This is a genomic window from Pseudonocardia autotrophica, assembly GCF_003945385.1.
Lineage (GTDB): Bacteria > Actinomycetota > Actinomycetes > Mycobacteriales > Pseudonocardiaceae > Pseudonocardia > Pseudonocardia autotrophica.
Genome location: NZ_AP018920.1, coordinates 4606486 through 4632000 on the forward strand (window position 1 = coordinate 4606486; position 25515 = coordinate 4632000).

A 25515-nucleotide genomic window follows, 5' to 3' on the forward strand; every position below is an offset into this window, starting at 1 on the left:
CTCCTGGTCGGGCCCGGTTCGTGACCGGTAGACACACCGCCATGAGCGTCGTCTCCCTGCACCGGTACCCCGTGAAATCCATGCTCGGCGAGAGCCTCGACCGGGCCGCCGTGACCGCGCGCGGCCTGCTCGGGGACCGCGCGCTGGCCGTGTACGACGTCGAGTCCGGCACCGTCGCCAGCGCCAAGGTCCCGCGACTGTGGGCCGGGCTGCTGGACTTCTCCGCCCGGTTCGCCGCCGATCCGGAACCGGGACGGCCGCTGCCCGAGGTCGAGATCCGGTTCCCGGACGGGTCGATGCTGCGTTCCGACGACGCCGGGATCGACACCGCGCTCTCCAGCGCGCTCGGCCGGGAGGTGCGGCTGATCGCCGAGCCGCCCGAGGGCAGCCAGTTCGAGGAGGTGTGGCCGGAGATCGAGGGCCTGCCCATCGACCAGCTGGCACCCGAGCAGCTGATCGAGGGCACCACCGCCCGGCACGAGGCGACCGGCGAGCGGGTGAGCCGGTTCGACGTCTCGATGTTCGGTGCGCCCGGCACCTTCTTCGACCTCTCGACGCTGCACGTGCTCACCGAGTCCACCCTGGACCGGCTGCGCGAGCTCGCCCCGGACGCCGGCTTCGACGCGCGCAGGTACCGGCCGAACGTCGTGCTGCGCGGGGCCGACACCGGGTTCGTCGAGAACGACTGGCCGGGCCGGGAGTCGCTGATCGGCGGGGTCCGGGTGCGGTACTCGTTCGCCACCATGCGGTGCGTGATGACCACGCTCGCCCAGGGCGACCTCGAGCGGGACGCCGACACTCTGCGCACGATCGCGAAGCACAACCGGATCGAGATCCCGCAGATCGGCGGGGTGTGGGCGTGTGCGGGGGTGTACGCCGACGTCGTGACCGACGGAGAGATCACGGTCGGCGACGAGCACTCCGATCCGGTCGCCGGCTGATCCCACCCGCACGAACGGACCTCTCGCCGGTGTCGGCCCGCGAGGGGTCCGCTCGCATGCCGAGCTGTGTTCGCAGAACGAACATTTGTACGTAAGACGAACGTAGCGGTAGCGTGGCTCTCGACGGAGGTGCGTGATGGACAAGGTGGTGACATCCGCTGCGGAGGCGGTCGCCGACATCGGCGACGGCGCGTCGCTGGCGGTCGGCGGGTTCGGCATGTCCGGGGTTCCGACGGTGCTGATCGCAGCGCTGCTGGAGCAGGGCGCGACCGACCTGGAGACGATCTCGAACAATCTCGGCGTCGACGGGTTCGGCCTGGGCACCCTGCTCGCGGCCGGCCGGATCCGGCGCACGATCGGCTCCTACGTCGGCAACAACAAGGAGTTCGCCCGCCAGTACCTGGGCGGCGAACTGGAACTCGAACTCACCCCGCAGGGCACCCTGGCCGAACGGCTGCGTGCCGGCGGGGCCGGGATCCCGGCGTTCTTCACCCCTGCCGGGGTCGGCACCCTGGTCGCCGACGGCGGGCTGCCGTGGCGCTACGCATCCGACGGGTCGGTCGCGGTGATGTCACCGGCCAAGGAGGTCCGCGAGTTCGACGGCGTCTCCTACGTCCTCGAGCGCGCGCTGACCCCGGACTTCGGCCTGGTGCACGCCTGGAAGGGCGACCGGCACGGCAACCTGGTCTACCGGCGTTCCGCGCGGAACTTCAACCCGGACGCCGCCGCGGCCGGGCGGGTCACGATCGCCCAGGTCGAGCACCTGGTGGAGCCGGGCGAGCTCGATCCCGATCACGTGCACACCCCCGGCATCCACGTCCAGCGGGTGCTCCACGTACCCGGCGTCGAGAAGCCGGTCGAGTTCCGGACGGTGAGGTAGTCATGGCCTTGACACGCGACGAGATGGCCGCCCGGGTCGCCGACGAGCTGCCCGACGGCTCGTACGTCAATCTCGGCATCGGCATGCCCACCCTGGTCCCGGGGCACATCCCGGCCGACCGCACGGTGATCCTGCACTCGGAGAACGGGATCCTCGGCGTCGGCCCCTACCCGGCCGACGACGAGGTCGATCCCGACCTGATCAACGCGGGCAAGGAGACCGTCACCGTCAACGACGGCGCCGCCTACTTCGGCTCCTCGGACAGCTTCGCCCAGATCCGCGCCGGGAAGCTCGACGTCGCCGTGCTCGGCGGCATGCAGGTCGCCGCCAACGGCGATCTCGCCAACTGGGCCGTGCCCGGGAAGATGATCAAGGGGATGGGCGGCGCGATGGACCTCGTGCACGGCGCCCGCACCGTCATCGTGATGATGGACCACGTGTCCCGCGACGGCACGCCCAAGATCGTCGAGTCGTGCAGCCTGCCCATCACCGGGCTGGGCTGCGTCACCCGGATCGTCACCGATCTCGCCGTCATCGACGTCACCCCGGGCGGCCTCGCGCTGGTCGAGACCGCTCCCGGCGTCACCGCCGACGAGGTGCGGGAGAAGACCGGGGCACCACTGAGCGGCTGACCGTACTCGCGGACGGGCCGCCCGGCCCGTCCGCGAACGGGATCAGGCGCTGCGCGGCCCCATCGTCACCGGCATCCTCGACAGCCCCCGGACCAGCGTCGACTCCCGGTAGACCAGCTCGTCGAGGCCGACCGCGAGCGCCAGCTCCGGGCGATCGGCGAACAGCCGTCCGATCGCGACCCGGCCCTCCAGCCGGGCCAGCTGGGCACCGAGGCAGAAGTGGATGCCGTGCCCGAAGAACACCCCGCCGGAGGCGTCCCGGGTGATGTCGAGCCGGTCCGGCTCGGGCATCCAGTCGGCGTCCCGGTTGGCGGCGGCCAGCCCGAGCATGACCATCTCGCCGGCCGGGATGGTCACGCCGGAGTAGGTGACGTCCTCCGCGGTGAACCGGATCGGGGCCTGCGAGACGGGAGAGTCGAACCGCAGGAACTCCTCGACCGCCGAGCTGATCAGCGACGGGTCCTCGGCCAGCAGCTTCCGCTGGTCGGGGTGCGTGAGCAGGGCGAGGACGCCGTTGCCGATCAGGTTGACCGTCGTCTCGTGCCCGGCGATCAGCAGCAGCATCGCCATCGCGACGAGCTCCTCCTGGGAGAGCCGGTCGCCGTCCTCGTCGGACACCGCCAGCAGCGACGACAACAGCGCGTCGTCGGGCTCGGTGCGCTTGCGCTCCAGCAGGTCGGACAGGTAGCCGTGCAGCTTGCCCATGGCCGCGTTCTTGTCGTCGGCCGGCGAGTCGTCGACCAGCACCGACGACCACGCGGAGAAGTCGTCGCGGTCCTCGGCGGGCACCCCGAGCAGCTCGCAGATCACCTGTACCGGGATCTGGAACGCGTACTCGCGCATCAGGTCGACCGGGCCGTCGGTGGGCAGGCCGGCGAGCAGGCCGTCGGCGATCTCGGTGATCCGCGGCTCCAGCTCGTTCATCCGGCGGACGGTGAACGACCTGCCGACCAGCTTGCGCAGCCGGGTGTGATCCGGCGGATCCATCAGGATCATCATCGGCGTCGGCGTGGCCGGCATGTCCGCCCGCTGGTCCTCGGGCAGCGTGTGGCGCCAGTCCTTCGACAGGCGCGGATCGACGAACGCCTCGCGCACGTCGGCGTAGCGGGTGAGCAGCCAGACCGGCCCGTCCGGCAGCGCGAGCTTGCGTACCGGATCCTCGGCACGGAGTGCCGCGTAGGCGGGATGCGGGTTCTGCCAGAAGGTGCCCGAGAACAGGTCGTGCTGCTCGGTGCCGGTGGTGGTCAGCGCCATGGGCCCCATCGTGCCAGCGCGACGTAAGCGCGCGCTTACGTCACCGGAGACGAGTGACCGAGCACACAGCGGGATCGAGCGCGACATCGGCGGGCGCCGGCCGCCCGACGATCATCGACGCTGCCAGCGCGGCCAGCGCCGGAGCCGACTCGATACCGGATCCACCCTGGCCGGCGACGAAGTGGAACCCGGGATGATCGGGCCACTCCCCCAGCACCGGGGCCCGGTCCGGGGCGAACGTCCGCAGCCCGGCCCATGCGGTCCGCACCGAGCGCAGCCCCAGCGTCGTCACCTCGCCGATCCGGTCCAGCCCGAGCGCGACGTCCAGCTCGTCGGGCCGGGCGTCGCCGGGTGCCTGCGGGGTCCGGTCGGCCGGCGAGACCAGGACCGTGTCGGCCTCCGGCTTGAGGTACCAGCGTTCGGCGGCGTCCGCGATCAGCGGGAGCGGGCTGCCGTCCACCCGCAGTACGGACGGGTCCGGCACCGGGCAGGCCGCGATCGTCCGGCGCAGCGGGGTGAGCCCGGCCCGGGGCACCCCGGCGAGTGCGGCGACCTCGTCGGCCCAGGACCCGGCCGCGTCGACGACGGCCGCGGCGCGCACCCGGTGCCCGGCCGCCGTGCGCACCAGCCAGCCGCTGCCGTCCCGGGAGATCGCGGACACCCTGGCGCCGCGCAGCACGGTGCCGCTGCGGGCGCGCAGGCCGCGCCGGTAGCCGTCGTGCAGGGCGATCGCGTCGATGTCGGCCGAGCCGGAGGTCCAGGCGGCGGCCCGGGGCGGGCGGCGCAGCACGGGTGCGTACCGGCACGCCTGCACCGGGTCCAGTGCGACCGGCGCGTTCGGCTCACCGCGCTGCTCCGCCAGCATCGCGACGATCCCGGCGGCACCCTCGTCGTCGTCCCCGAGGTGCAGCACCGGGCGCGCGGACAGCAGCGGTGGGGTGTCCAGCTCGGTCTGCAGCGCGGCGAACCGCGGGCCGGAGGCGTCGATCAGCGCGCGGAACGGGCCGGACCCGTGGCCGGGGATGTAGGTCGCCGCGGACCGTGCGGTGGAGTGCACCGGCATGTCCACCTCCGCCTCCAGCAACAGGACGCGGTCGTGCGCGGCCAGCTCGTAGGCCACCGAGACACCGGCGATCCCGCCGCCGATCACCACCAGGTCCGTGTCATGCGATTCCACCGGCGCGACGGTAGCCGCGAAAAACCGGTGGCGCCCCGGGCGGCCGCTGTCTACCGTCGTCGTCATGCTGATCCGGTTCCTCTGAGCGGCCCGCGGACGACCGTCCGCGCCCCCGCCGGCCCGTGACCTCTCGTGCACGCAGGCCCGGAACCGATGCTGCGCGTCGCACCGGCATGCCTGCTCCGACCGTCACCGGCCCCTCGGTCCGTTCCGACCCGTGCCGACACCGATCCCGCAGGAGGCCCTTGTGCGCACCACCCCGCCCCGACCGTCCACCACCGACCAGGCACCGCAGCCGGCCAACCGGGCCGAGCGCCGCGCCGCGCGCCGCGGCCGGCCCACCGATGGCACCGCCACCGGTGCGGCCGCACCGCGCAGCTCCGGCCCGGCGCCGCACGTGAAGCCCGTGCACGTCCGCACGGACTTCGCCGCCCGCCGCACCGGCTGAGCCCGACCGTGGCCACGGTTCGCCGGACCGGACACACGCACAGCGTGATCCTCCGGGTTCGGCGAACCGTGGCCGCCCGTCACGTGCGAGGGTGGACGCCGTGACCGTGACCGTCTGGTGGGCCGCCCCGACCGATCCCGGTGATCGGCCCGATCTCGTGACACTGCTCGACTCGCACGAGCGTGAACGGATGTCGGCGCTGCGCCGTGCCGAGGACCGGGCCCGCTACCTGGCCGCGCACGCGCTGGCCCGGCTCGTGCTGGCGACGCACCTGGACACCGATCCGGCGTCGATCGACATGGACCGCACCTGCCGCTGCGGGAAGCCGCACGGCAAGCCCCGTCTCGCCGGGCACGGGGACGCCCCTGGTTTCTCGCTGACCCACTCCGGCGCGCTGGTCGGGGTGGCGCTTGGCCCCGGCCCGGTGGGCGTCGACGTCGAGCAGCATCGCGAGCTGTCCGGGCTGGACGGGCTCGCCCGGCACGCCCTCTCCCCCGCCGAACGCGAGCTCGGAGTGCCCGGCCCGGCCGGGTTCCTGGTCACCTGGACCCGCAAGGAGGCCCTGCTCAAGGCCACCGGTGACGGACTGTCCGCTCCGATGGACGCGATCACGCTGTCCTCCCCCGGCACCCCGGCGCGGGTGCTGCACTGGCCGGAGGCCACCGGATCGTGGTGGCTCGCCGACGTCGACACCCCGCACCCGGACCATCCCGGCGCCGTCGCCGGGGCGGGCACCGACGTGCCGCCGATCACGGTCGCGGACGGCGATGCGGTCCTGTCGGTGGTCCGGGGCACCATGGGCGGGTGAGCTCGCCGGACCGGCCGGGCGCGGCCGGAGCGCGCTGGGTGCTGCACCTCGACATGGATGCGTTCTTCGCCGCCGTCGAGCAGCTGACCCGGCCCACCCTGGCCGACCGGCCGGTGCTGGTAGGCGGGGCGGGGCCGCGCGGCGTCGTCGCGGGGGCCAGCTACCAGGCGCGGGTGTTCGGGGCCCGCTCGGCGATGCCGATGGGGCAGGCGCGGCGGCGCTGCCCGCACGCGACCGTGCTGCCGCCCCGCTTCCCGCTGTACAAGGCGATCTCCGACGAGGTGATGGGCGTCCTCGCCGAGTTCTCGCCGGTGCTCGAACCCGTCTCGGTGGACGAGGCCTTCATCGAGCCCCCGGTACTGGCCGGCGCCTCCCCGGAGACGGTGCGCGAGTTCGGTACCCGGCTGCGTGCTGCGGTCCGGGAGCGGACCGGGCTGCCCGCGTCGGTCGGCGCCGGATCCGGCAAGCAGATCGCCAAGATCGCGTCCGAGCTGGCGAAGCCGGACGGATTGCGGGTCGTCGCGCACGCCGATCAGGACGACGTGCTGGGCCCGCTGCCGGTGCGCTCGCTGTGGGGCATCGGGCCGGTGTCCGGCGAGGCGCTGCGCCGGATCGGCATCGAGACGGTCGGCCAGCTCGCCGCGATGGACGGCCGCGAGGTCACCGGGGTGCTCGGCTCGGCGATGGGCACCGAGCTGCACCGCCTCGCCCGCGGGATCGACGACCGGCCGGTCGCCCCGCGCGGCGCCGCGAAACAGATCAGCGCCGAGACCACGTTCGACACCGACCTGACCGCGATGTCCGCGGTGCACACGGCCGTCGAGTCGATCTGCGTTGCCGTGCACCGCAGGCTGGTCGCCGACGGCCGCGCCGCGCGCACGGTGACGGTCAAGGCCCGCACCGGGGACTTCGTGACCCACACCCGGTCGGAGACGACACCGTTCCCCAGCCGGGATCTCGCCACGCTCGTCGCGGTGGCCCGCCGGCTCACCGACACCGCGGTGGGTGAGGGAGGGGTGCGGCTGCTCGGGGTGTCGGTGTCGGGATTCGGCGACGAGCCGCCGCTGGCCCTGTTCGACGCGGTGCCCTCGGCACAGGGGTGGCGGGCGGCCCCGGCCGAACCGGCGGTCGCCGGGGTGCCGGGAACCGGGAGCCCGGCGGCGGTGAGCCCGGGAGCAGGAGACCCGGGGGCCGAGCTGCGGGGGCATGCCGGCGCACCGGTGGCCGTCGAGGAGCACGTGATCCCCCCGGCGACGGCCGAGGAGCGCCCCGACCCACCGGCCGACGACGCCGACCGGCCGTGGCGGGCCGGTGACGACGCCACCCATCCCGAGCACGGCCACGGCTGGGTACAGGGCGCCGGACACGGCCGGGTCACCGTCCGGTTCGAGACCGCGCTGACCGGCCCCGGTCGTACCCGCACGCTGGATGCCACCGATCCGCAGCTGACCCGTGCCGATCCGCTCCGGAGCTGGCGCCCGGCCGACTGACCGACTGACCGACTGGCCGACCGCCCGGGTCGGGTCTCAGCCGCCCGGGCCGGGTCTCAGCCGATCAGCGGACTGCGATGCGGCGGGGCGACCCGGGTGCCCGCGACGACCCGGACGTCGAGATCGGGGGCCGTGCGGGCGAGGCCGTCGAGCACCGCGATCAGTGCGACGTCCGCGGTCGGGTCCCCGGCCACCAGCAGCACCCCGTTCGCGGCGGGCCCACCCGCGGCCCATCCGGTGAGCCGGGCGACGCCGTCACGCGGGGAGATCCGCTCCACCCGCCACGCCTCGGCGTAGAACAGGGCCACCGACTCGGGCTCGCCCGGGAAGGCGAAGACGGTGTCGGCCTCCGCGAGCAGATCCTCGCCCCCGGAGCCGACCGCAGGCCCGCCCTGCTCGGTGCCGAGTACGACCAGTGCGGGGCGCGGGTCGACGCTCATCGCTATGTCCTCCTCGAGGGTCCGCGCCCTCAACAGTGGAAACTCCTGCGACGACGGCCAGTCTCCTGGCTTCCGGATCGTCGCGCTCCCCCGCCTTCCCGCCCTTGCCGGGCAGTGGCTACGGGGTGGGGAGCGCTCCCCGATGACAGTGGCGGGACCGCGCCGGACTCGCACCGGCTTCCTGCACCGTCGTCCCGGTCAGCCCATCACGTGCCGGTCGGGGGGTCAACAACGGGTGACGGTGACGCCTGCCCGAGGGGTGGGGCCCCGCCCGGCCGGGGCCGGTCAGACGCCGAACACACCCTGCCGGTTCGGCACCGAACACACCGCGCCCGTCCAGCACAGATCACGCTGTACCGGTCAGGCGCCGATCACACCCTGCCGGCCCGGCGCCGACCGCACCGTGCCGGGCACACGCCGAACGCACCGTGCCGGGCACGCACCGAACGCACCGTGCCGGGCGCGCACCGAACGCACTGTGCCGGTGCGGGCCGTCACGACCCGACGGGTGCCTCCAGACCTGCGACCGGGCCGATCACCACGATCGCGGGCGGGTTGACGTCCTCCTCGGCGGCGACCCGCCCGGCCGTCTCCAGCGTCGCGCGCACCGTGCGCTGGATCCGGGTGGTGCCGTCCTGCACGATCAGCACCGGGGTCTGCGGGTCGCGGCCGTGCTCGACGAGGACCTCGGCGAACCGGGCGAGCCGCTCCACCGCCATCATCAGCACGATCGTGCCGGTCATCCGGCCGAGCGCGGCCCAGTCGGTGAGGCTGCGCGGATCCTCCGGGGCGACGTGCCCGGACACGACGACGATCTCGTGCGCCACCCCCCGGTGGGTCACCGGAGTACCGGCGACAGCGGGCGCGGCGAACGCGCTGGTGATGCCCGGGACGACGGTGACCGGCACCCCCGCCGCGGCGCAGGCCTGGACCTCCTCGAACCCGCGCCCGTAGACGAACGGGTCGCCGCCCTTGAGGCGCACCACGAACTTCCCGGCCCTGGCGTGCTCCACCAGCAGCTCGTTGATCTTCTCCTGGGCCATGGCACGGCCGTAGGGGATCTTGGAGGCGTCGATGACCTCGACATCGGGCGAGAGCTCGTCCATCAGGTCACGGGGACCGAGCCGGTCGGTGACGACGACCTGGGCCCGCGACAGCAGCCGACGCCCGCGAACGGTGATCAGCTCCGGGTCGCCCGGGCCACCACCGACCAGCGCGACGCCCGGCTGCGGCGGCTCGGCGTTCTCGTCGACGACGCCGGACTGCAACGCCTCGACCAGCGCCGTCCGGACCGCGGACGAGCGGCGGTGCGCGCCGCGGGCCAGCACGCCGACGGTCAGCCCGTCGTGCGCCCCGGTCGCCGGAGTGACGGCGGTGCCCCGCGAGCCGTCGTCGGCGCGGACGCAGAACACCCGATCCCGCTCCGCATCGGCGGTGACCGTCTCGTTCACCGCGGCGTCGTCGGTCGCGGCGATCACGTACCAGGCGCCGGTGAGATCACCCTCGGCGTAGCGGCGGGCGGTCCAGGTGATCTCACCGGCCGAGACCATCCCCTCGACGGCCGGGGTGACCTCGGGGGACACCACCTCGACCAGCGCCCCGACCGCGATCAGCCGGGCGACCCGCCGCTGGGCGACCTGTCCTCCACCGACCACGACGACACGACGGCCGGACAGGTCCAGGCCGACCAGGTACTGCTCGTGCTGCGCGCTCAACGACGTTCCTCTCCCGGCCGCGGTGTGCCCTCCCCGGCGCTGCCTACCGTTCCCGGGCGATGCCTGCCCGGTCCGGCGAGCCCCCGGCTCCCGTGCGACGGCGGCGGTCGAGGATAGCGACCGGAACGCCTCCGGGAGTCGCCGCAGAGGCCAAACCCACACCGGCGGGTGCCCTGCCGAGCCTCGGGCGCCGGCTCCGCGCAGCCCCGCCCCAGCAGCGGGCACGGGCACGGGCACGGGCACGGGCACGGGCACGGGCACGGGCAGTGTTCGCACGGGTTCGCTGCGCTCGCACGGGGTCGGATCTCGTGCGAGCGCAGCGAACCCGTGCGGACGCCGTCGACCTGCCCAAACACAGCCAACCGGTGCGGACGCAGTCGACCGGTGCGGACGCTGCGACGCTGCACCGGCAGCCACCCGACACGGGGAGGCGCCCCACCACGGGACCGGCCACGCGACCGAGCATCGTTCGCACGGGTTCGCTGCATCCGCACGAAGTCCGACCCCGTGCGAACGCAACGAACCCGTGCGGATGGAGCGAGCCCATGCGGACGCGGCGAACCGTGCGCACGCGGCCCGCGACGAACCCACGCGTACGCAGCCGGCCTGCGTAAACGCAGCCGACCCGTGCGAACGCAGCCGACCCTGCGCCCCGGCAGCCACCCGGCACGGGGAGAAAGCCCTCGCCACGCGACCGGCCACGAGCCCGAGCACCGTTCGCACGGGATCACCGCATCCGCACGAGATCCGACCCCGTGCGAACGCAACGAACCCGTGCGGACTCGGCGAACCCGTGCGGCTGCCGGGGGCGTCAGCCCGGGGCGGTGTCAGAGGACGGATCAGGGGCGGCGCCGGACGGCGCCATTCCCACCGCCAGCCGCGCCATCCGCATAGCCCGCGCCACCCGCGTAGCCCGCGCCAGCCGCGCCACCGCCACGGTCGCGCCGGAGGCGGCGGTCTTGGGTACCACCAGCACCGCCCCGGGGCCCGCGGCCAGCAGCGCGGCGGCCTCGGCGACCGCGGGCGTTCCGGTGGCGGCGGCGACCCGGTCGCTCGGCGTCGGCACCACCACCGCGGCGAGCTGCTCCGCCGGGTATCCGCGCGGGGTCCGCGGTGCGACGGCCTGCAGCAGACCCGGCTCCGAGGTCCGCCGGTCGAGCGTCGCGACGACCGCGTGATCGAGATCGAGGCCGTGCTCGTCCGCCACCCGGCGCAGCAGCGCCCGCAGCGCGGCGGCCGACACCCCGGGCCGCATCCCGATCCCGAGTGCGAGCTCCGGTTGCGGCGCCGGACGCCCACCGGGCCGGCGCTCCGGCCCGGAACCGGTGGTCACGCGCCTGCGACCAGGCGGGCGACCGAGTCCGGGTTGCCTGCCGGATGCGTGTGCAGGAACGAGGCGTGTACCCCGGCGACGACGTACCCCTCCGGCTCCGCGCCACGCCACGCCCAGGCCGGGGCCGAACCGGCGCGCGGGGTGACGGCACAACGGTGGAACTCGTGCGCACCCACCCGGGCCCCGGCCGGGAACAGCGGCGACGCCGACACCGCGACGGCCTCCCGGTAGCCGAGGGTCAACCGGTCGGTCATCGCGGCCGAGGCCTCGAGGACCCCGCACATCGGTGCCCCGTCGAGGTCCCGGCACAGGTAGAGCAGGCCCCCGCACTCCGCGTGCACCGGCGCACCGGACGCGGCCAGCCGCGCGACGGCCATCCGCAGCGACCGGTTCTCCCCCAGCGCGCCGACGTGCTCCTCCGGGAACCCGCCGGGCAGCACGAGCGCGGACGTCCCCTCCGGCAGGTCCGGATCGCGCAGCGGATCGACGACCGCCACCTGCGCACCGGCCGCCTCGAGCAACTCGGCGTGCTCGGCGTACCCGAACCCGAACGCCGGGCCGCCGGCCAGCGCGACCACCGGCCGAGCGGGGGCCGGCACCGCGCCGGTGGCGGCGATCCCGGCGTGCAGGTCCCGGATCGGGCCGCCGGACACCGGGCGGGCGGGAACCGGCGCCGCGCCGGTGGCTGCCGCGATCTCGGCGTGCAGGTCCCGGGCCAGGCCGCCGGACACCGGCCGAGCGGGAGCGGGCGCCGCACCGGTGACTGCGGCGATCTCGGCGTGCGGGTCCCAGACCGGGCCGTCGGGCAGCGGGCGGGCCAGCGCCAGCACCGCGTCGAGATCGACGTGCTCGGCGACCAGCCCGGCCATCGCGTCGACGGCGGCGGTCGCGGCGGCGCCGTGCTCGGCCGCGGTGATCAGGCCGAGGTGCCGCGACGGCACGGCGAGCTCGGCCCGGCGCGGTACCGCGCCGAGCACCGGCAGTCCGATCTCGTCGGCGGAGGCGCGCAGCACCTCCTCGTGCCGCGCCGACCCGACCCGGTTCAGGATCACCCCGGCCACCTCGACCGCCGGGTCGAACGACCGGAAGCCGTGCAGCAGCGCGGCCAGCGACCGGGACTGCCCGCGGACGTCCACCACCAGCAGCACCGGTGCGCCCAGCGCGGCCGCGACCTGCGCCGTCGAACCGGCACCGTCCGGGATGCGTCCGTCGAACAGCCCCATCACGCCCTCGACGACGGCGATGTCGGCGTCCCGGGAGCCGTGCCGGGCCAGCGGCGCGAGGCGCTCGGCGCCCTGCAGCACGACGTCGAGGTTCCGGCCCGGCCGTCCGGCCGCCAGCGAGTGGTAGCCGGGATCGATGTAGTCCGGGCCGACCTTGAACGGCGCGACCCGGGTGCCCCGGCTGCGCAGCGCGGCCATCAGGCCGGTGGAGACCGTCGTCTTCCCGCTCCCCGACGACGGCGCCGCCACCACCAGGGCGCGAGCATTCACCACTCGATCCCCCGCTGCCCCTTCTGGCCGGCGTCCATCGGGTGCGTGACCTTGGTCGTCTCCATCACCAGGTCGGCCGCGTCGATCAGCGCCTGCGGCGCGTCCCGGCCGGTGATGATCACGTGCTGGTGCCCCGGCCGGCCGGTCAGCTCGGCGACCACCTCGTCGACGTCGATCCAGCCCCACTTCAGCGGGTAGGTGAACTCGTCGAGCACGTACAGGCCGTGCTGCTCGGCACGCAGCCGGCGGCGGATCTCGGCCCAGCCCTCGCGCGCGTCGTCGGCGTGGTCGGTCTCGGAGCCCTGCTTGCGGGACCAAGACCAGCCCGATCCCATCTTGTGCCACTCGACGGGACCACCCTCGCCGGTCTCGTCGTGCACCCGGCCGAGCGCGCGGAACGCCTCCTCCTCGCCGACCTTCCACTTGGCCGACTTCACGAACTGGAAGACCCCGATCGACCAGCCCTGGTTCCAGCCGCGCAGCGCCATCCCGAACGCCGCCGTCGACTTCCCCTTCATCACGCCGGTGTGCACCATCAGCAGCGGCCGGTTACGGCGCTGCCGGGTGGTCAGCCCGTCCTCGGGCGTGACACTCACCTGTCCCTGCGGCACGGCGGGTCTCCTCTCAGGCCGCGCGGGCGGACCGGACGAGGTCCCCCACGCTCTCGGCGGTCAGCTCGTCCAGTGTCACCAGTTCGCCGCCGGCCGACGCGGCGAGCGGCGCGGCCAGTCCGAGCCGGACGTGCCCGCTCTCGCAGTCCACGACGACGGTGTGCACGCCGTCGTCGGCCAGCAGCGCGGCCGCGCGGCGGGCGTCGGCCACCGGGTCACCGCCGGGGCGGGCCGGCACCGTCGCCCGGCCGTCGGTCAGCAGCACGACGAGCGGACGGCGGCGGGGATCGCGGCGGCGTTCGGCGGCGAGCACCGAGCGGGCCCGCAGGAGCCCCTCGGCGAGCGGGGTCCGCCCGCCGGTGCGCAGGGTCGCGAGCCGTTGCTGCGCGGTCGGGACCGACGAGGTCGGCGGCAGGGTCAGCTCGGCGGTCCTGGCCCGGAACGTCACCAGCCCGACCTTGTCGCGACGCTGGTAGGCGTCACGCAGCAGCCCGAGGACGGCGCCGGAGACGGCCGTCATCCGCTTCCGCGCGGCCATCGACCCGGACGCGTCGACGACGAACAGCACGAGGTTCCCCTCGCGTCCCTCCCGCTCGGCGCGGCGCAGGTCGCCGCGCTGCACGAGCAGCCCCGGCCCGCTGCGACCGCGTTGCGCCTGGTGCGGCGCGGCGGCCAGCACGGTGGCGGGCAGGTGCAGGTCGGCGGCCCGGGTGGTGCCCGAGTCGGTCGGCCGGACGACCCGGCCGGCGTCGGTGCGGGCCCGCGACCGGCGTCCGGGGGCGCCCGCGCCGAGCCCGGGGACGGCGAACTTGCGGATCGTCGCCCGGCGCAGCTTCGCGGCGTCCCCGACGACGAGGGCGCGCCCCTCCCCGCCGTCGCCGCCCGGTCGCTGCTCCCGGCCGGCGCCGTCCTCCGGTTCCGCGGAGTCGTTCGCCGGGTCCGGTGCCTCGGACGACTGCTCGGTGCCGTCGGCCGGATCGTGGCCGTCCCGCGCCGAGCCGTCCGGGCGCTGCGGGGGGCCGGAGCCACCCGACTCGTCGGAGCCGCCGTCGGGGTCGGTGCCGGGATCGGTGCCGGGATCGATGCCGTCCGGCTCGGCGCCGTCGGTGTCCGCGGAGTCCGGGCCGTCCTGCGGGTCCGGGTCCTCGGGGCCGTCGGGGCCGCCACCGGGGTCCGGGTCGTCGTCCGGGCCGAGGTGTTCCTCGGCGTCGCGCAGGGCCTCCTCGAGGTCCTTCTCGTCGATGCCGGGCTCGTCGAACGGGTCGCGACGGCGCCGGTGCGGCAGGGCGAGCCGGGCGGCGACCCGGACGTCGTCCTCGACCACCGCGGTGCGCCCCTCCCAGGCCGCGTGCGCCGCGGCCGCCCGGCTGATCACCAGGTCGGCACGCATCCCGTCGACGTCGAAGCGGGCGCAGACGAACGCGATCCGGCGCAGCTCACGATCCGACAGCCGGACGCCCACGACCCGCTCCTGCGCGGCCCGTAGCCGGGCGGCGGTGTCCGCCTCGGCGCCGGCGAACCGGCTGGCGAACCCGGCCGGGTCGTCCTCGAAGGACAGCCGCCGCCGGGTCACCTCGACCCGGGTGTCGACGTCGCGCGAGGCCCGCACCTCCACGGTCAGCCCGAACCGGTCGAGCAGCTGCGGGCGCAGCTCGCCCTCCTCCGGGTTCATGGTGCCGACCAGCAGGAACCGGGCCGCGTGCGAGACCGAGACGCCGTCCCGCTCGACGTGCGCGCGGCCCATCGCGGCCGCGTCGAGGAGCAGATCGACGAGGTGGTCGTGCAGCAGGTTGACCTCGTCGACGTAGAGCACCCCGCGGTGCGCGTCGGCGAGCAGACCCGGCTGATAGGCGCGCTTGCCCTCGGACAGCGCGCGTTCCAGGTCGAGCGACCCGACGAGGCGGTCCTCGGTCGCGCCGACCGGCAGCTCCACCAGCCGGGCCGGACGGCGTGTGCTCGCCTCACCCAGCAGGTGCGGTCCGTCCGGGCAGGCCGGGTCCGGCGCGGCCGGGTCGCAGCCGAACCGGCAGCCCTCGACGACGTCGAGATCCGGCAGCAGCGCGGCCAGCGCCCGCACGGCCGTCGACTTCGCGGTGCCCTTCTCGCCGCGCACCAGTACCCCGCCGACCCCCGGGTGCACGGCGTTGAGCAGCAGCGCCAGCCGCAGGTCGTCGTGCCCGACGACGGCGGAGAACGGGAATCGAAGGGACGTCACCGCAGCGTTCACCTGGCCGAGGCTGCCAGACCGGACGTCAGCACCGGGAGATCCGCCGGTGCTCCGTGTCGGATCACATGTTCAAGTGACGACGTGTCCATGTGTTGTTCGACCAGGTCGGCCAGCAGATCGGCCTGCCGGGTCCGCTCCGCCGCGAACGACGTGTCGTCCGCCACCCGGAAGCCGTCCCGGTCCGCCTCGGCGGCCAGCCGGGTGAGCAGCGCGCGCCGGAAGCCGTCGTTCTCGGCGAGGCCGTGCCAGTGCGTCCCCAGCACGTTCCCCCGGTCGGATCCCTCGTCGCCGATCAGCCCGGGATCACCGGAGCGCACGACCCGGCCGTGGTGGATCTCGTATCCGGTGACCGGCTGCCCCCATGCGGTCGACGTCGGGGTGCCCAGGTGCTTGTCCCGGTCGAAGGCGATCTCCAGGTCGAGCAGACCCAGCCCGTCGACCGCGGTGCCGGGCGTCGCCTCCACCCCGTGCGGGTCGGTGATCGTGCGGCCCAGCATCTGGTAGCCACCGCAGATCCCGAGCACCGGGCGTCCGACGGCGGCGTGCGCGGCCACCGCGTCGGCCATCCCGGACGACCGCAGCCACCCGAGGTCCGAGACGGTGGACTTCGAGCCGGGCAGCACGACGACGTCGGTGTCGGCGATCCGCGACGGTTCGGTCACGTACCGGACGGCGACGCCCGGCTCGCAGGCCAGCGCCTCGGCGTCGGTGGCGTTCGAGATCCGGGGCAGCCGGATCACCGACACCCGCAGCCACTGCGCGCCGCGCGGCGGGGCGGGCCTGCCGAGCACGCCGTCGGCGACGGCGGAGAGCGAGTCCTCGGCGTCCAGCCACAGTCCCTCGGCGAACGGCAGCACTCCCAGCGTCGGACGGCCGGTCAGCGTCAGCAGCTGCTCCAGCCCCGGTTCGAGCAGCCGGACGTCCCCCCGGAATTTGTTGATCACGAACCCGGCGACGAGTGCCTGGTCGGCCGGTTCGAGGACGCCGAGGGTGCCGAACAGGTGCGCCAGCACCCCGCCCCGGTCGATGTCCCCGACGACGAGTACCGGGAGGTCGTTGCGCCGGGCGAAGCCCATGTTGGCCAGGTCGGTGGGGCGCAGGTTGATCTCCGCCGGCGAGCCGGCACCCTCGCAGACGACGACGTCGTAGCGCTCCCGCAGCCGGCTCAGCGAGTCGGCCACCACCTCCGCCAGCGCCGCGGTGCGGTGCCGGTAGGACAGCGCCGACACCTGCCCGTCGGCCCGCCCCCGGACGACGACCTGGGAGGTGCGGTCGCTCCCCGGCTTCAGCAGCACCGGATTGAGGTCGACGCCGGGCGCGATCCCGCAGGCGTGCGCCTGCATCGCCTGTGCCCGGCCGATCTCGCCGCCGTCCGGGGTGACGACCGAGTTGTTGCTCATGTTCTGGGCCTTGAACGGCGCCACCGACACCCCGCGCCGGTGCAGCCAGCGGCAGATCCCCGCGACCACGGCGCTCTTGCCCGCGTCCGAGGTCGTTCCGGCGATCAACACCGCGCCCGAGAGGTCGACTGCCACACCGGTCAGTATCCCCGTCGGCCACGACTACCCTGGACGGCGTGCGCTTCCTGCTCCGGCCCGGCTGGCTCGCCTTCATCGGCGTCGTCTGTGCGTTCGTGGTTGCCTGCTACACGCTGCTGGCGCCGTGGCAGTTCGGCCGCGAGGCCGAACGGGAGTCGCAGAACGCCGCCATCGCCGCCGCCCACGACACCCCGGCGGTCCCGTTCGCCGAGCTGGTCCCGCCGGGGGCGGCCGTGTCGTCCGACGACATCTGGCGCCGGGTCGAGCTGACCGGCACCTTCGAGCGCGACGCCGAGTCGCTGGTCCGGCTCCGGGTCGTCGACGGCGCGCCCGCCTACGAGGTGCTGACGCCGCTGCGGCTCACCGACGGTCGCCTGGTCGTGGTCAACCGCGGCACGGTCGCCGCCGGTGAGGGCGGCGTCGTCCCCGACATCGCGGCCGCCCCGGACGGGACCGTGAACGTCGAGGGCCGGCTGCGGCTCAACGAGAACGACCCGCAGGGCAGGCCGCCGCTGCTCGACGGCGGCACCCGGCAGATCTACGCGGCCGACTCGCGCGCGGTCGCCGAGGCGACCGGGACCACCCCGGTCGAGGGGATCGTCTCCCTGGACGAGGGCCAGGCCGGCGTGCTGAACCCGATCCCGATCGCGCCGCCGGGCGGCGGGGCGCCGTTCAGCAACTTCTCCTACGCGCTGCAGTGGCTGACCTTCGGCGTGGTCGCACTGGTCGCGCTGGTGATCTTCATCCGGCTGGAGCTGCTGCAGCGGCGCGGCCGCCGGGACCCACGCGGCAGCCTGCGCGAGCAGCTCTCCGGCCGGGACGGCTACGGCGGCGAGGGCCGCGCGGACCGGTGACCGCCCGGCGCTAGGGTCTCGCGCGCACACATCCCGCTCCCCGAGGAGAGACATGGACCGCGCGACCGCTTTCCGGGCCCTTCGTGACGTCGGCGCCGCCGCCTGGTTCGGCGGCTCGCTGATGGGCGTCTCCGGGCTGAACGCCGCAGCGGACGCTGCGGGCGGGCCCGCCGACCGGCAGCGCGTCGCGACCGCGGGCTGGTCCACCTGGACGCCGATCGCCCGGGCCGCGCTCGCCGCGACCCTCACCGGTGGTCTCGGCCAGCTCGCGACCCGGCGCGCCACCGGCGACGCCGTCGGGGTCGGCCTGACCGTCGCCGCGGCCGGCCTGACGGTGGGCACCGCGGTACTGGGAGCACGCGACGACGCCCCGAAGGACGCGATCCGCGCCGCCGAGTGGGCCGTCCCGGCGCTGCTCGCGGGCGTGATCCTCAGCGGCGCCCGCCGGTGAGCCCAGGCGCTCACCCGGCGAGTTCGCTCACCGGGTGAGCGATCGGCCCGTGCTGTCCGGCCTCGCTCCACCGGAACCGCTCACCTGGTGAGCGGTTCCGGATGTACTCCCCCACTGCGGGGCCGGCCCGTCGCGTACGCCACGCCGACCGCCAGCGCCCCGGCCGCGGCGGCCACCAGTCTCGACAGCCGCGCGGCCCGCACCAGGTCCCCCTGGCGGGGCGGGTGCCCGTCGCCCAGGGCGGGCCGGTTCTCGGTGCCGTGGGCGTAGGTCGTCGGTCCGCCCAGCCGCAGGCCCAGTGCGCCGGCGGCGGTGGCCTCGACCGGTCCGGCGTTCGGGCTGGGATGACCGGCGGCGTCGCGGCGCCAGGCGCGCAGGGCGGCCCGCGACGATCCGCCGACCAGCGGGGCGATGGCGACGGTGAGCAGGGCGGTGACCCGCGACGGGACCAGGTTCACCAGGTCGTCGAGCCGCGCGCAGGCCCAGCCGAACCGCTCGTAGCGGGCCGACCGGTAGCCGACCATGGCGTCCAGGGTGTTCACCGCGCGATACCCGAGCAGCCCGGGCACACCGGCGACGGCGCCCCAGACCAGTGGCCCGACCACCGCGTCCGAGGTGTTCTCGGCCAGCGACTCCACCCCGGCGCGGGCCATGCCGTCGGGGTCGAGCAGCGCGGGATCGCGGGCGCACAGATGGGTCACCCGCGTCCGGGCCGCCGCCCGGTCGTCCGCGGCGAGCGCCGCCGCGAGCGCGGCCCCCTCTCCGATCAGCGACGTCCCGCCGAGCACCGCCCAGGTCGACACGGCGGTGACGGCGGTCCGGGTGACCGGTCCGCCCACCCGCCCGGCCGGCACACCGGCCGCGACCGTGCCGCCGACCAGCACCACCGCGTACACCGCCCCGGCGACGCGGGAGTCGCGGTACAGCCACCGCTCCAGCCCGGCCGCGAGCGTGCCGAACGCCGCGACCGGATGCCCGCGCCGCGGGTCGCCGAGCATCGCGTCCGCCAGGATCCCGATCATCAGCCCGGCCGCCCGGGCGCCGTCGCGCATGCGGCTGACGGTAGGTCGGCACGCTGATCACCGAACAGGCAGGATCACCCCATGCGCACCGACCACTCGCCGGACGAACTGGGCACCGGACCGTTCTACAAGCTGCTGACCAGTGTCGTCGTCCCCCGGCCGATCGCATGGGTGTCCACCCGTTCCGCCGCGGGCGTGGACAACCTGGCACCGCACTCGTTCTTCACGGTCTCCTGCGTCGACCCGCCGATGGTCCAGTTCACCTCGGTCGGGAAGAAGGACTCGTTGCGCAACGTCTCGGAGACCCGGGAGTTCGTGGTGTGCCTGGCCGGGGAGCCGATGTTCGAGAAGATCAACGCCACCGGGACCGACTTCCCGTCCGAGATCAGCGAGTTCACCTCGGTCGGGCTCACCGCGGAGCCGAGCACCGTCGTGACCCCGAGCCGGGTGGCGGAGTCCCCGGTCGCGCTGGAGTGCGTGCTGCACTCGGCGATCGAACTCGGGGACTCCACCGTGGTGATCGGGCGGGTGGTGAACGCCGCCATCGACGACGACGTGTTCACCACCGATGCTCGCGGCACCTCACTGCCCGACGTGCGCCGGCTCGCCCCGCTGGCCCGGCTCGGCCGCAACGAGTGGTCCCGGCTCGGCGAGATCATCGAGATCGCCCGGATCCCCTACCGCGAGTGGCCGGGCCACTACGCGGCCGACGACTGACCGGCCGGCGCCCTACAGCGTGTACTCCGTCCCGACCTCGGCCTGCGGGTCGGAGTGGATCTCGTTCTCCCGGCCGCGCAGCTCGACCCGGCGGATCTTCCCGGAGATCGTCTTGGGCAGCTCGAAGAACTCCAGCCGGCGGATCCGCTTGTAGGGCGCGAGATTGTCGTAGGCGAACCGCAGGATGTCGGTCGCCGTCGCCTCGGTCGGCTCGTGCCCGGCGGCGAGCACCACGTAGGCCTTCGGCACGGCGAGCCGCACCGGGTCCGGCGACGGCACCACCGCGGCCTCGGCGACCGCCGGGTGCTCGATGAGCACGCTCTCCAGCTCGAACGGGCTGATCCGGTAGTCGCTGGCCTTGAAGACGTCGTCGGCGCGGCCGACGTAGGTGATGTAGCCGTCCGCGTCCCGCGAACCCACGTCACCGGTGTGGTAGAAGCCGCCGGCCATCGCCTCGGCGTTGCGCTCCGGGTCGTCGGCGTAGCCGACCATCAGCCCGGTCGGGCGGTGGTTCAGGTCGAGGCAGATCTCACCCTCGTCGCCGACCTCGCCGGTCGCCGGATCGACCAGCGCCACGACGAACCCGGGGATCGGGCGGCCCATCGAGCCCGGCTTCACCGGCTGCGAGGGCGAGTTCCCGATCTGCACCGACGACTCGGTCTGCCCGAACCCGTCCCGGATCCGCAGCCCCCACGCCTTCTCGACCTGCTCGATGACCTCCGGGTTGAGCGGCTCGCCGGCCCCGACGACCTTGGTCGGCGGGGTGTTCAGCGTCGACAGGTCGGCCTGGATCAGCATCCGCCACACCGTCGGCGGCGCGCAGAAGCTGGTCACTCCGCAGCGGTCGAGCACGCCGAGCACCGACTCGGCGTCGAACCGGGCGTAGTTCATCACCAGCACCGTCGCCTCGGCGATCCACGGCGCGAACACGTTCGACCAGGCGTGCTTGGCCCAGCCTGGCGAGGAGATGTTCAGGTGGACGTCGCCGGGCTCCAGCCCGATCCAGAACATCGTGGACAGGTGCCCCACCGGGTACGACGTGTGCGTGTGCTCCACCAGCTTCGGCTTCGCCGTGGTGCCCGAGGTGAAGTAGAGCAACAGCGTGTCGGACGCGGCGGTCCGACCGTCCGGGGTGAACTCGGCGTCCGCCGTGTAGGCCTCACCGGAGTAGTCACGCCAGCCCTGCACCGCACCGCGCACCGCGATCCGGGTGAAGTCGCCGGTGACCGCCTCGAACTTCGCCGTGTCCGACGCCGCGGCCACCACGTGCCGCGCCCCGCCCCGGTCCACCCGGTCCTGCAGGTCCGCCGGGGTCAGCAGGGTCGTCGCCGGGATGACGACGGCACCCAGCTTCATCGCCGCGAGCAGGGTCTCCCACAGCTCCAGCTGGTTGCCCAGCATCAGGATGACCCGGTCGCCGCGGCCGACGCCCTGGGCGCGCAGCCAGTTCGCGACCCGGTTCGACCGCTGCGCCAGCTCCGCGAAGGTCCAGTGCTCCTGCGAACCGTCCTGCTCGACGATCCAGAGTGCGCGCCGCGCGCCCCGCTCCGGATCGGCGGCCACCACGTCGAAGTGGTCCAGCGCGAAGTTGAACTCGTCGAGCTCCGGCCAGCGGAAGTCGCGGTAGGCGGTGGCGTAGTCCTCGCGGTGGGCCAGCAGGAAGTCGCGTGCGGCGAGGAACTTGTCCGTCGCCGCGGTACCGGACGCCATTCTCGTGCACCTCGTCGGGCTCGTGCCGGGGCTGCTCCCCGTCGCTCACCGGCGACCCTAATCACTCCGGCGGACGTCGGCACCGTTCGTCCCGCCAGGTCCCCCGCCGGGCGGCGGTCACCGGAACGGGGCGGCGCCGCCTCCCCGGTCCGGCGCGGGGCCGGTCGTAAGGTTCCCGCGTGACCGCACCGGACCTCCCGCAGGTGAGCACGGCCGGGGCCGCTCCGGGCCGTCCGGCCGGCATCCGGGTGGGCCGGCTCGGGCCGCGGCTGATGCTGCGCGGCGCGTTCGTCGGCCTGGCGCTGCTGGTGCTGGTCGTGCTGCTCGTCGGCTGCGGGAACGCCGCACTTCCGGAGGCCCCGCCGGCACCCGCCCCGACGGCCTCGTCGACGATGCCGACGGGGTCGTCCACGTCGGCCGGACCGCCCGGATCGTCCGCGCCGCCTGCACCGTCTGCGCCGACCGCGCCGCCTGCACCGGCCGGCTCTCCGGCGCCGCCACCGGCCGCCCCCGCCCCCGCGGCGGGCCCGCGGCCCGCACCGGATCCGCAGGCGAAGGCCGCGCCCCGCGCGGAGCAGGACGTGCCGTCCTGGCCGGCAGGCGACGCCGCGACCGCACAGCGGATGCAGCAGCAGGCCGACCGCGGCGGCGACCCGTGGCTGCTCGACCCGCAGGAGGTCACGATCTCCTACGTCGGCGCCGAGCTGGAGTACCGCAATCCCGCGATCACCGAGCTGGCCCCGGGCAACTACGACGTCACCGACGGCCGGTCACCGGCCAGGGCGACCGTCACCCTGGAGCAGACCGTGCGGCCCGGCCCCGGCGGGATCTGGCTGGTCACCGCCGTCACCCGGCACTGAGCCGTCGGCGACCACCCGGTGTCACCGGATCCGGCGACACCCCGGGCCGTCGCCGACGGCACGCCCGTTCGTTGGACCTGCTGTGCCACTTCCGTATCGTGACGTGAACGACAGATGGCGCGAACGGGTGAATCCTCGCCCGGGATGCAGCGCCGGAGGCCTGTCCGGCGATGTACCCGGTGAGACCGCGGCACACCACGGCGGTCCGGGGCACGGTTTCGGAGGGCGAGCAGGATGACCAGCGACTCGATCCAGCAGGACGTCTTCACCGTGCTGCACGGCCAGGCGTCCCCGATCGTGAGCCGCTGGGCGTTCCGGGCGGCAGATCCGTTCGCGATCTCGTTCTCCGTGCGCCGCTCCGCGGACCGCTGGATCGAGTGGCTGGTCGCCCGCGACCTGGTGATCGAGGGCCTGACCACGCCGACCGGGATCGGCGACATCCGGATGGCACCGCGTCGGGTCGACGGCTACGACGTCGTCGAGATCGAGATCCGTTCGGACGGCGGAGCCGCGGTCCTCGAGGTCGACCGCGACCTGCTCGCCCAGTTCGTGGAGGCGACGCTGGAGATCGTCGACCTCGGCGAGGAGAACGACCACCTCGATCTCGACGGCGCCATCGCGCGGCTCACCGGCAGCGCGGCCTGACCCGTCCGGGTCGGTCCGGGTCAGCTGCGGCGGGCCCACTCCGGGTGGCTCCCGGCGTCGGACTCCGCATCCGCGGCGGCCTCGTCGGCCAGGTCGGCGTCCTCCGCGAGCTGCGCGCTGACCTCGGGATCGCCGGCCGGGGACTCGTCGACCACCGGCACGATCCGCCGGTCGGCCTCGTGCACCGCGGCCTCCTCCGCGCCGGCCGCGCCGCCGTCGATACCCACGTCGTGGGCCGCACCGTCCACCGCGGGCCGCCCGTCCGGCGAGTCGGTCGCACTCGTCAACCGGCCCGAGCGGTCGGTATCCGCCGTGGACAGCTCATCCGGCACCTCCCTGGCGAGCCGAGCCTCGTGGGTCTCACCGGCCCGCTCGCCGGCGGGGGTGACGGCGTTGTCCTCGACGCCGTACGGGCGGTCCGGCGGCACGTAGCCGGCGTCCAGCGGATCGGCGTCCGACGGGCCGGTCAGCGCCTCGTCGGTGTCCAGCTGCAACGCCGACGCCAGGTCCGGCGCCTCCGGCTGGAACTCGTTCTCGTCGCCTGCGGCCACGGGTCTCACGTCCTTCTCGGTTCGGGTCTCGCACTGCGCGTACCCGGGCACCGGGAGCGCCATGCGCCGCCGGGCGGGCGCTACCGTCCACTCACCTGATCACCGTGCCCCGCAGGAGAGGAGTCCGCCCGTGAGCGCCGAGTCCGGTGCCCCGCCGGTGCGTTCCGGCGACGCCACCCGCCGGGCGCTGCTCGCCGCGGCCACGGACCTGTTCGCCGAGCACGGCTACGACCGCACCCCGGTGCGGGCGATCGCCGAACGCGCCGGGGTGAACCAGGCGCTGCTGTTCCGCTACTTCGGCAGCAAGGACGCGCTGTTCGCCCGGGTCGCCGCGGAGCGCGCGCTGGCCGTGCTGCACGGCGGACCGCCCGAGGAGCTGCTCGAACGCACGCTCCGCTCGATCTTCGACGGCGGCACCGGGCCGGAGCACGACCTGTTCGGCTCGGTCGTCCGCTCGGCCGGCACCTCGGAAGCTGCGGCGGCGGTACGGATGGAGCTCGCCGGTGCATTCACCGCGGCCTTCGCCGCCCGCGCGACCGGTGCCGCCGACCTGGCCGAGGCCGAGCTGCGGGCCGAGCTGCTGCTGGCCTGGTTGCTCGGGCTGAGCCTGGTGCATCCGCTGCTGCCGGACGGAGCGGTCGGCCGGGCCGATCCCGAGGACGTACTGGCGCACGTCCGGCGGGCCGCGGCGGCCCTGCTCGACGGACCGCTCACCCGGTGAGCCGATCCACCTCCCGGCCGAACCGCTCCCGGTCCTCGGCGCTCTCCCTGGTCCGCGACAGGTAGTGCGCCGGGCGGGGCGCCCGGTCGTGCCAGAACCGCCCGCTCCCGATCTCCGACGACGGCGCCGCGGCCAGCCACACCGCGGTGTCCGCGCCCTGGGCCGGGGTACGCAGCACCGGCCCGAGCAGCTTCCCGAACAGCGGCAGCGACCCGGTCACCCCGGGGGTCGCCGCCCATCCCGGGTGCAGGGCGTGCACCGTGATCCGCCGGGACACCAGCTCGTCGGCGAGCAGCCCGGTCATGACGACCTGCATCCGCTTGGTCCGGGCGTACGCGGCGGTCCCGCCGAAGTCACCCCGCTCGAACTGCAGGTCGTCGACGCGCAGCGGCTGGGCGTACATCCCGCCGGACGACATCACGATCACCCGGGAGTCGGTGCCGGAGCGCTGCGCCCCGGCCGCGAGGGTGTCGGCGAGCAGCCGGGTGAGCAGCAGCGGGCCGAGCACGTGCACGGCCAGCGTCGTCTCGTTGCCCTCGCCGGTCTCACTGCGCCGTTCGGGCAGCAGCCCGGCGTTGTGCACCAGCACGTCGAGCGCGTCGACCTCGGTCGCGAACCGGGTCGCGAACGACCGGACCTGCGCGAGCTCACCGATGTCGCAGATCTGCACCGGCAGCCGGCTCCGGGACAGCCCCGGGACGGCGGCGAGGATCCGGTCCTGCGCCGCGCGGCCCTTCTCCGCCGAGCGCACGAGCAGGTGCACGGTCGCACCGAGGCGGACCAGGCCGGTCGCGACCGCCTCGCCGAGCCCGCCGCCCGCGCCGGTGACCAGCGCGGTGCGCCCGATCAGCGCGCCGCGCGCCGGATCGGCCCGCGGCCCGGTCCATCCGCGCCTGCGCAGCAGGTACCCGATCCTCGAGTAGCCGGGGACCACGGCGCGGTCGAGGACGGTGTCCAGCATGCTCAGCACGCCACCGATCCGACCACAGCCGGGACA

25 protein-coding genes and 1 riboswitch are annotated in these 25515 nt (G+C 74.7%); of the genes, 12 read left to right on the top strand and 13 right to left on the bottom strand.

Annotated elements, in window-relative coordinates; translation table 11 throughout:
• Positions 1-41 precede the first annotated feature (41 nt).
• The 3 genes from Pdca_RS21535 (at position 42) to Pdca_RS21545 (ending at position 2453) form a co-directional block, all read left to right on the top strand.
• Positions 42-941, top strand: coding sequence for an MOSC domain-containing protein (locus Pdca_RS21535; RefSeq protein ID WP_085916808.1), 900 nt, complete (start codon positions 42-44; stop codon positions 939-941).
• Between the two features lie 136 nt (positions 942-1077).
• Positions 1078-1821 carry a CoA transferase subunit A gene (locus Pdca_RS21540; protein WP_085916809.1) on the top strand — a complete coding sequence of 248 codons (744 nt, stop codon included), beginning with the start codon at positions 1078-1080 and terminating at the stop codon, positions 1819-1821.
• 2 nt (positions 1822-1823) lie between these two features.
• Positions 1824-2453, top strand: coding sequence for a 3-oxoacid CoA-transferase subunit B (locus Pdca_RS21545; RefSeq protein ID WP_085916810.1), 630 nt, complete (start codon positions 1824-1826; stop codon positions 2451-2453).
• Positions 2454-2495: 42 nt separating this feature from the next.
• Here Pdca_RS21545 and Pdca_RS21550 read toward each other — a convergent pair whose 3' ends face one another.
• Positions 2496-3707, bottom strand: coding sequence for a cytochrome P450 family protein (locus tag Pdca_RS21550; RefSeq protein WP_085916811.1), 1212 nt, complete (start codon positions 3705-3707; stop codon positions 2496-2498).
• A gap of 40 nt (positions 3708-3747) precedes the next feature.
• Positions 3748-4884, bottom strand: coding sequence for an NAD(P)/FAD-dependent oxidoreductase (locus Pdca_RS21555; protein WP_158092385.1), 1137 nt, complete (start codon positions 4882-4884; stop codon positions 3748-3750).
• A 247-nt stretch (positions 4885-5131) separates the two neighbouring features.
• Here Pdca_RS21555 and Pdca_RS21560 point away from each other — a divergent pair, with 247 nt between their 5' ends.
• The 3 genes from Pdca_RS21560 to Pdca_RS21570 all read left to right on the top strand — a co-directional run bounded on the left by Pdca_RS21560 (position 5132) and on the right by Pdca_RS21570 (position 7630).
• Entirely contained in the window at positions 5132-5332 is a 201-nt protein-coding gene (locus Pdca_RS21560) for a hypothetical protein (RefSeq protein ID WP_085916813.1), read from the top strand.
• Positions 5333-5432: 100 nt separating this feature from the next.
• Positions 5433-6140, top strand: coding sequence for a 4'-phosphopantetheinyl transferase family protein (locus Pdca_RS21565; RefSeq protein ID WP_232021104.1), 708 nt, complete (start codon positions 5433-5435; stop codon positions 6138-6140).
• On the top strand, positions 6137-7630 hold the full coding sequence (locus Pdca_RS21570; RefSeq protein ID WP_269462811.1) for a DNA polymerase IV: 1494 nt from the start codon (positions 6137-6139) through the stop codon (positions 7628-7630). Before Pdca_RS21565 ends, Pdca_RS21570 begins: the two co-directional genes overlap by 4 nt.
• 56 nt (positions 7631-7686) lie before the next feature.
• Here Pdca_RS21570 and Pdca_RS35695 read toward each other — a convergent pair whose 3' ends face one another.
• The 7 genes from Pdca_RS35695 to Pdca_RS21610 form a co-directional block, all read right to left on the bottom strand.
• The gene (locus Pdca_RS35695) at positions 7687-8070 is read right to left on the bottom strand and encodes a hypothetical protein (RefSeq protein ID WP_085914678.1); all 384 of its coding nucleotides are present in this window, start codon (positions 8068-8070) and stop codon (positions 7687-7689) included.
• Between the two features lie 38 nt (positions 8071-8108).
• Positions 8109-8276: riboswitch (cobalamin riboswitch) on the bottom strand.
• Positions 8277-8564: 288 nt separating this feature from the next.
• Positions 8565-9785, bottom strand: coding sequence for a uroporphyrinogen-III C-methyltransferase (gene cobA / locus Pdca_RS21580; protein WP_085914677.1), 1221 nt, complete (start codon positions 9783-9785; stop codon positions 8565-8567).
• 811 nt (positions 9786-10596) lie between these two features.
• On the bottom strand, positions 10597-11118 hold the full coding sequence (locus Pdca_RS21590; RefSeq protein ID WP_197719791.1) for a cobalamin biosynthesis protein: 522 nt from the start codon (positions 11116-11118) through the stop codon (positions 10597-10599).
• On the bottom strand, positions 11115-12611 hold the full coding sequence (locus tag Pdca_RS21595) for a cobyrinic acid a,c-diamide synthase CobB (protein ID WP_166665848.1): 1497 nt from the start codon (positions 12609-12611) through the stop codon (positions 11115-11117). The genes Pdca_RS21590 and Pdca_RS21595 overlap by 4 nt, the downstream gene beginning before the upstream one ends.
• Positions 12608-13222 carry a cob(I)yrinic acid a,c-diamide adenosyltransferase gene (gene cobO / locus Pdca_RS21600; protein ID WP_085914676.1) on the bottom strand — a complete coding sequence of 205 codons (615 nt, stop codon included), beginning with the start codon at positions 13220-13222 and terminating at the stop codon, positions 12608-12610. The genes Pdca_RS21595 and cobO overlap by 4 nt, the downstream gene beginning before the upstream one ends.
• A 13-nt stretch (positions 13223-13235) precedes the next feature.
• Positions 13236-15437, bottom strand: a complete 2202-nt coding sequence (locus tag Pdca_RS21605) for a putative cobaltochelatase (RefSeq protein WP_085914695.1) — start codon at positions 15435-15437, stop codon at positions 13236-13238.
• Between the two features lie 8 nt (positions 15438-15445).
• Entirely contained in the window at positions 15446-16984 is a 1539-nt protein-coding gene (locus Pdca_RS21610) for a cobyric acid synthase (protein WP_166665849.1), read from the bottom strand.
• A gap of 41 nt (positions 16985-17025) precedes the next feature.
• Here Pdca_RS21610 and Pdca_RS21615 point away from each other — a divergent pair, with 41 nt between their 5' ends.
• Together Pdca_RS21615 and Pdca_RS35700 are read left to right on the top strand one after the other, a co-directional pair.
• Positions 17026-17841, top strand: a complete 816-nt coding sequence (locus Pdca_RS21615) for an SURF1 family cytochrome oxidase biogenesis protein (RefSeq protein WP_085914675.1) — start codon at positions 17026-17028, stop codon at positions 17839-17841.
• Between the two features lie 52 nt (positions 17842-17893).
• Positions 17894-18292, top strand: coding sequence for a hypothetical protein (locus tag Pdca_RS35700; protein WP_085914674.1), 399 nt, complete (start codon positions 17894-17896; stop codon positions 18290-18292).
• Between the two features lie 80 nt (positions 18293-18372).
• Here the strand turns inward: Pdca_RS35700 and Pdca_RS21625 are convergent, their stop codons facing one another.
• On the bottom strand, positions 18373-19344 hold the full coding sequence (locus Pdca_RS21625) for a cobalamin biosynthesis protein (protein ID WP_085914673.1): 972 nt from the start codon (positions 19342-19344) through the stop codon (positions 18373-18375).
• Between the two features lie 51 nt (positions 19345-19395).
• Here Pdca_RS21625 and Pdca_RS21630 point away from each other — a divergent pair, with 51 nt between their 5' ends.
• Positions 19396-20031, top strand: coding sequence for a flavin reductase family protein (locus Pdca_RS21630; protein ID WP_085914672.1), 636 nt, complete (start codon positions 19396-19398; stop codon positions 20029-20031).
• A gap of 12 nt (positions 20032-20043) precedes the next feature.
• Here Pdca_RS21630 and Pdca_RS21635 read toward each other — a convergent pair whose 3' ends face one another.
• Positions 20044-21741, bottom strand: a complete 1698-nt coding sequence (locus Pdca_RS21635) for an AMP-binding protein (RefSeq protein WP_085914671.1) — start codon at positions 21739-21741, stop codon at positions 20044-20046.
• A gap of 179 nt (positions 21742-21920) precedes the next feature.
• Between Pdca_RS21635 and Pdca_RS35705 the strand changes: the two genes are divergently transcribed.
• Both Pdca_RS35705 and Pdca_RS21645 read left to right on the top strand, forming a co-directional pair.
• Positions 21921-22601 (top strand): hypothetical protein, encoded by a 681-nt coding sequence (locus Pdca_RS35705; RefSeq protein ID WP_085914670.1) that lies wholly within the window; start codon positions 21921-21923, stop codon positions 22599-22601.
• Between the two features lie 234 nt (positions 22602-22835).
• A complete protein-coding gene (locus Pdca_RS21645; protein WP_085914669.1) occupies positions 22836-23246 on the top strand; it encodes an SsgA family sporulation/cell division regulator in 411 nt (136 codons plus the stop codon).
• Positions 23247-23266: 20 nt separating this feature from the next.
• On the opposite strand, the gene Pdca_RS21650 is transcribed toward Pdca_RS21645, so the two are convergent.
• Entirely contained in the window at positions 23267-23797 is a 531-nt protein-coding gene (locus tag Pdca_RS21650; protein WP_125911508.1) for a DUF5709 domain-containing protein, read from the bottom strand.
• Between the two features lie 130 nt (positions 23798-23927).
• Here Pdca_RS21650 and Pdca_RS21655 point away from each other — a divergent pair, with 130 nt between their 5' ends.
• Positions 23928-24518 carry a TetR/AcrR family transcriptional regulator gene (locus Pdca_RS21655; RefSeq protein WP_158092254.1) on the top strand — a complete coding sequence of 197 codons (591 nt, stop codon included), beginning with the start codon at positions 23928-23930 and terminating at the stop codon, positions 24516-24518.
• Here Pdca_RS21655 and Pdca_RS21660 read toward each other — a convergent pair.
• A complete protein-coding gene (locus Pdca_RS21660) occupies positions 24508-25497 on the bottom strand; it encodes an SDR family NAD(P)-dependent oxidoreductase (protein ID WP_373865472.1) in 990 nt (329 codons plus the stop codon). The two genes, Pdca_RS21655 and Pdca_RS21660, sit on opposite strands and share 11 nt — an antisense overlap.
• Positions 25498-25515 lie beyond the last annotated feature (18 nt).

Excerpts from the sequence above, each read along its gene's own strand:
- Pdca_RS21535 (WP_085916808.1), top strand. The coding sequence starts at position 42 with ATGAGCGTCGTCTCCCTGCACCGGTACCCCGTGAAATCCATGCTCGGC.
- Pdca_RS21540 (WP_085916809.1), top strand. The coding sequence starts at position 1,078 with ATGGACAAGGTGGTGACATCCGCTGCGGAGGCGGTCGCCGACATCGGC.
- Pdca_RS21545 (WP_085916810.1), top strand. The coding sequence starts at position 1,824 with ATGGCCTTGACACGCGACGAGATGGCCGCCCGGGTCGCCGACGAGCTG.
- Pdca_RS21550 (WP_085916811.1), bottom strand. The coding sequence starts at position 3,707 with ATGGCGCTGACCACCACCGGCACCGAGCAGCACGACCTGTTCTCGGGC.
- Pdca_RS35695 (WP_085914678.1), bottom strand. The coding sequence starts at position 8,070 with ATGAGCGTCGACCCGCGCCCCGCACTGGTCGTACTCGGCACCGAGCAG.
- Pdca_RS35700 (WP_085914674.1), top strand. The coding sequence starts at position 17,894 with ATGGACCGCGCGACCGCTTTCCGGGCCCTTCGTGACGTCGGCGCCGCC.
- Pdca_RS21625 (WP_085914673.1), bottom strand. The coding sequence starts at position 19,344 with ATGCGCGACGGCGCCCGGGCGGCCGGGCTGATGATCGGGATCCTGGCG.
- Pdca_RS21630 (WP_085914672.1), top strand. The coding sequence starts at position 19,396 with ATGCGCACCGACCACTCGCCGGACGAACTGGGCACCGGACCGTTCTAC.
- Pdca_RS21635 (WP_085914671.1), bottom strand. The coding sequence starts at position 21,741 with ATGGCGTCCGGTACCGCGGCGACGGACAAGTTCCTCGCCGCACGCGAC.
- Pdca_RS21645 (WP_085914669.1), top strand. The coding sequence starts at position 22,836 with ATGACCAGCGACTCGATCCAGCAGGACGTCTTCACCGTGCTGCACGGC.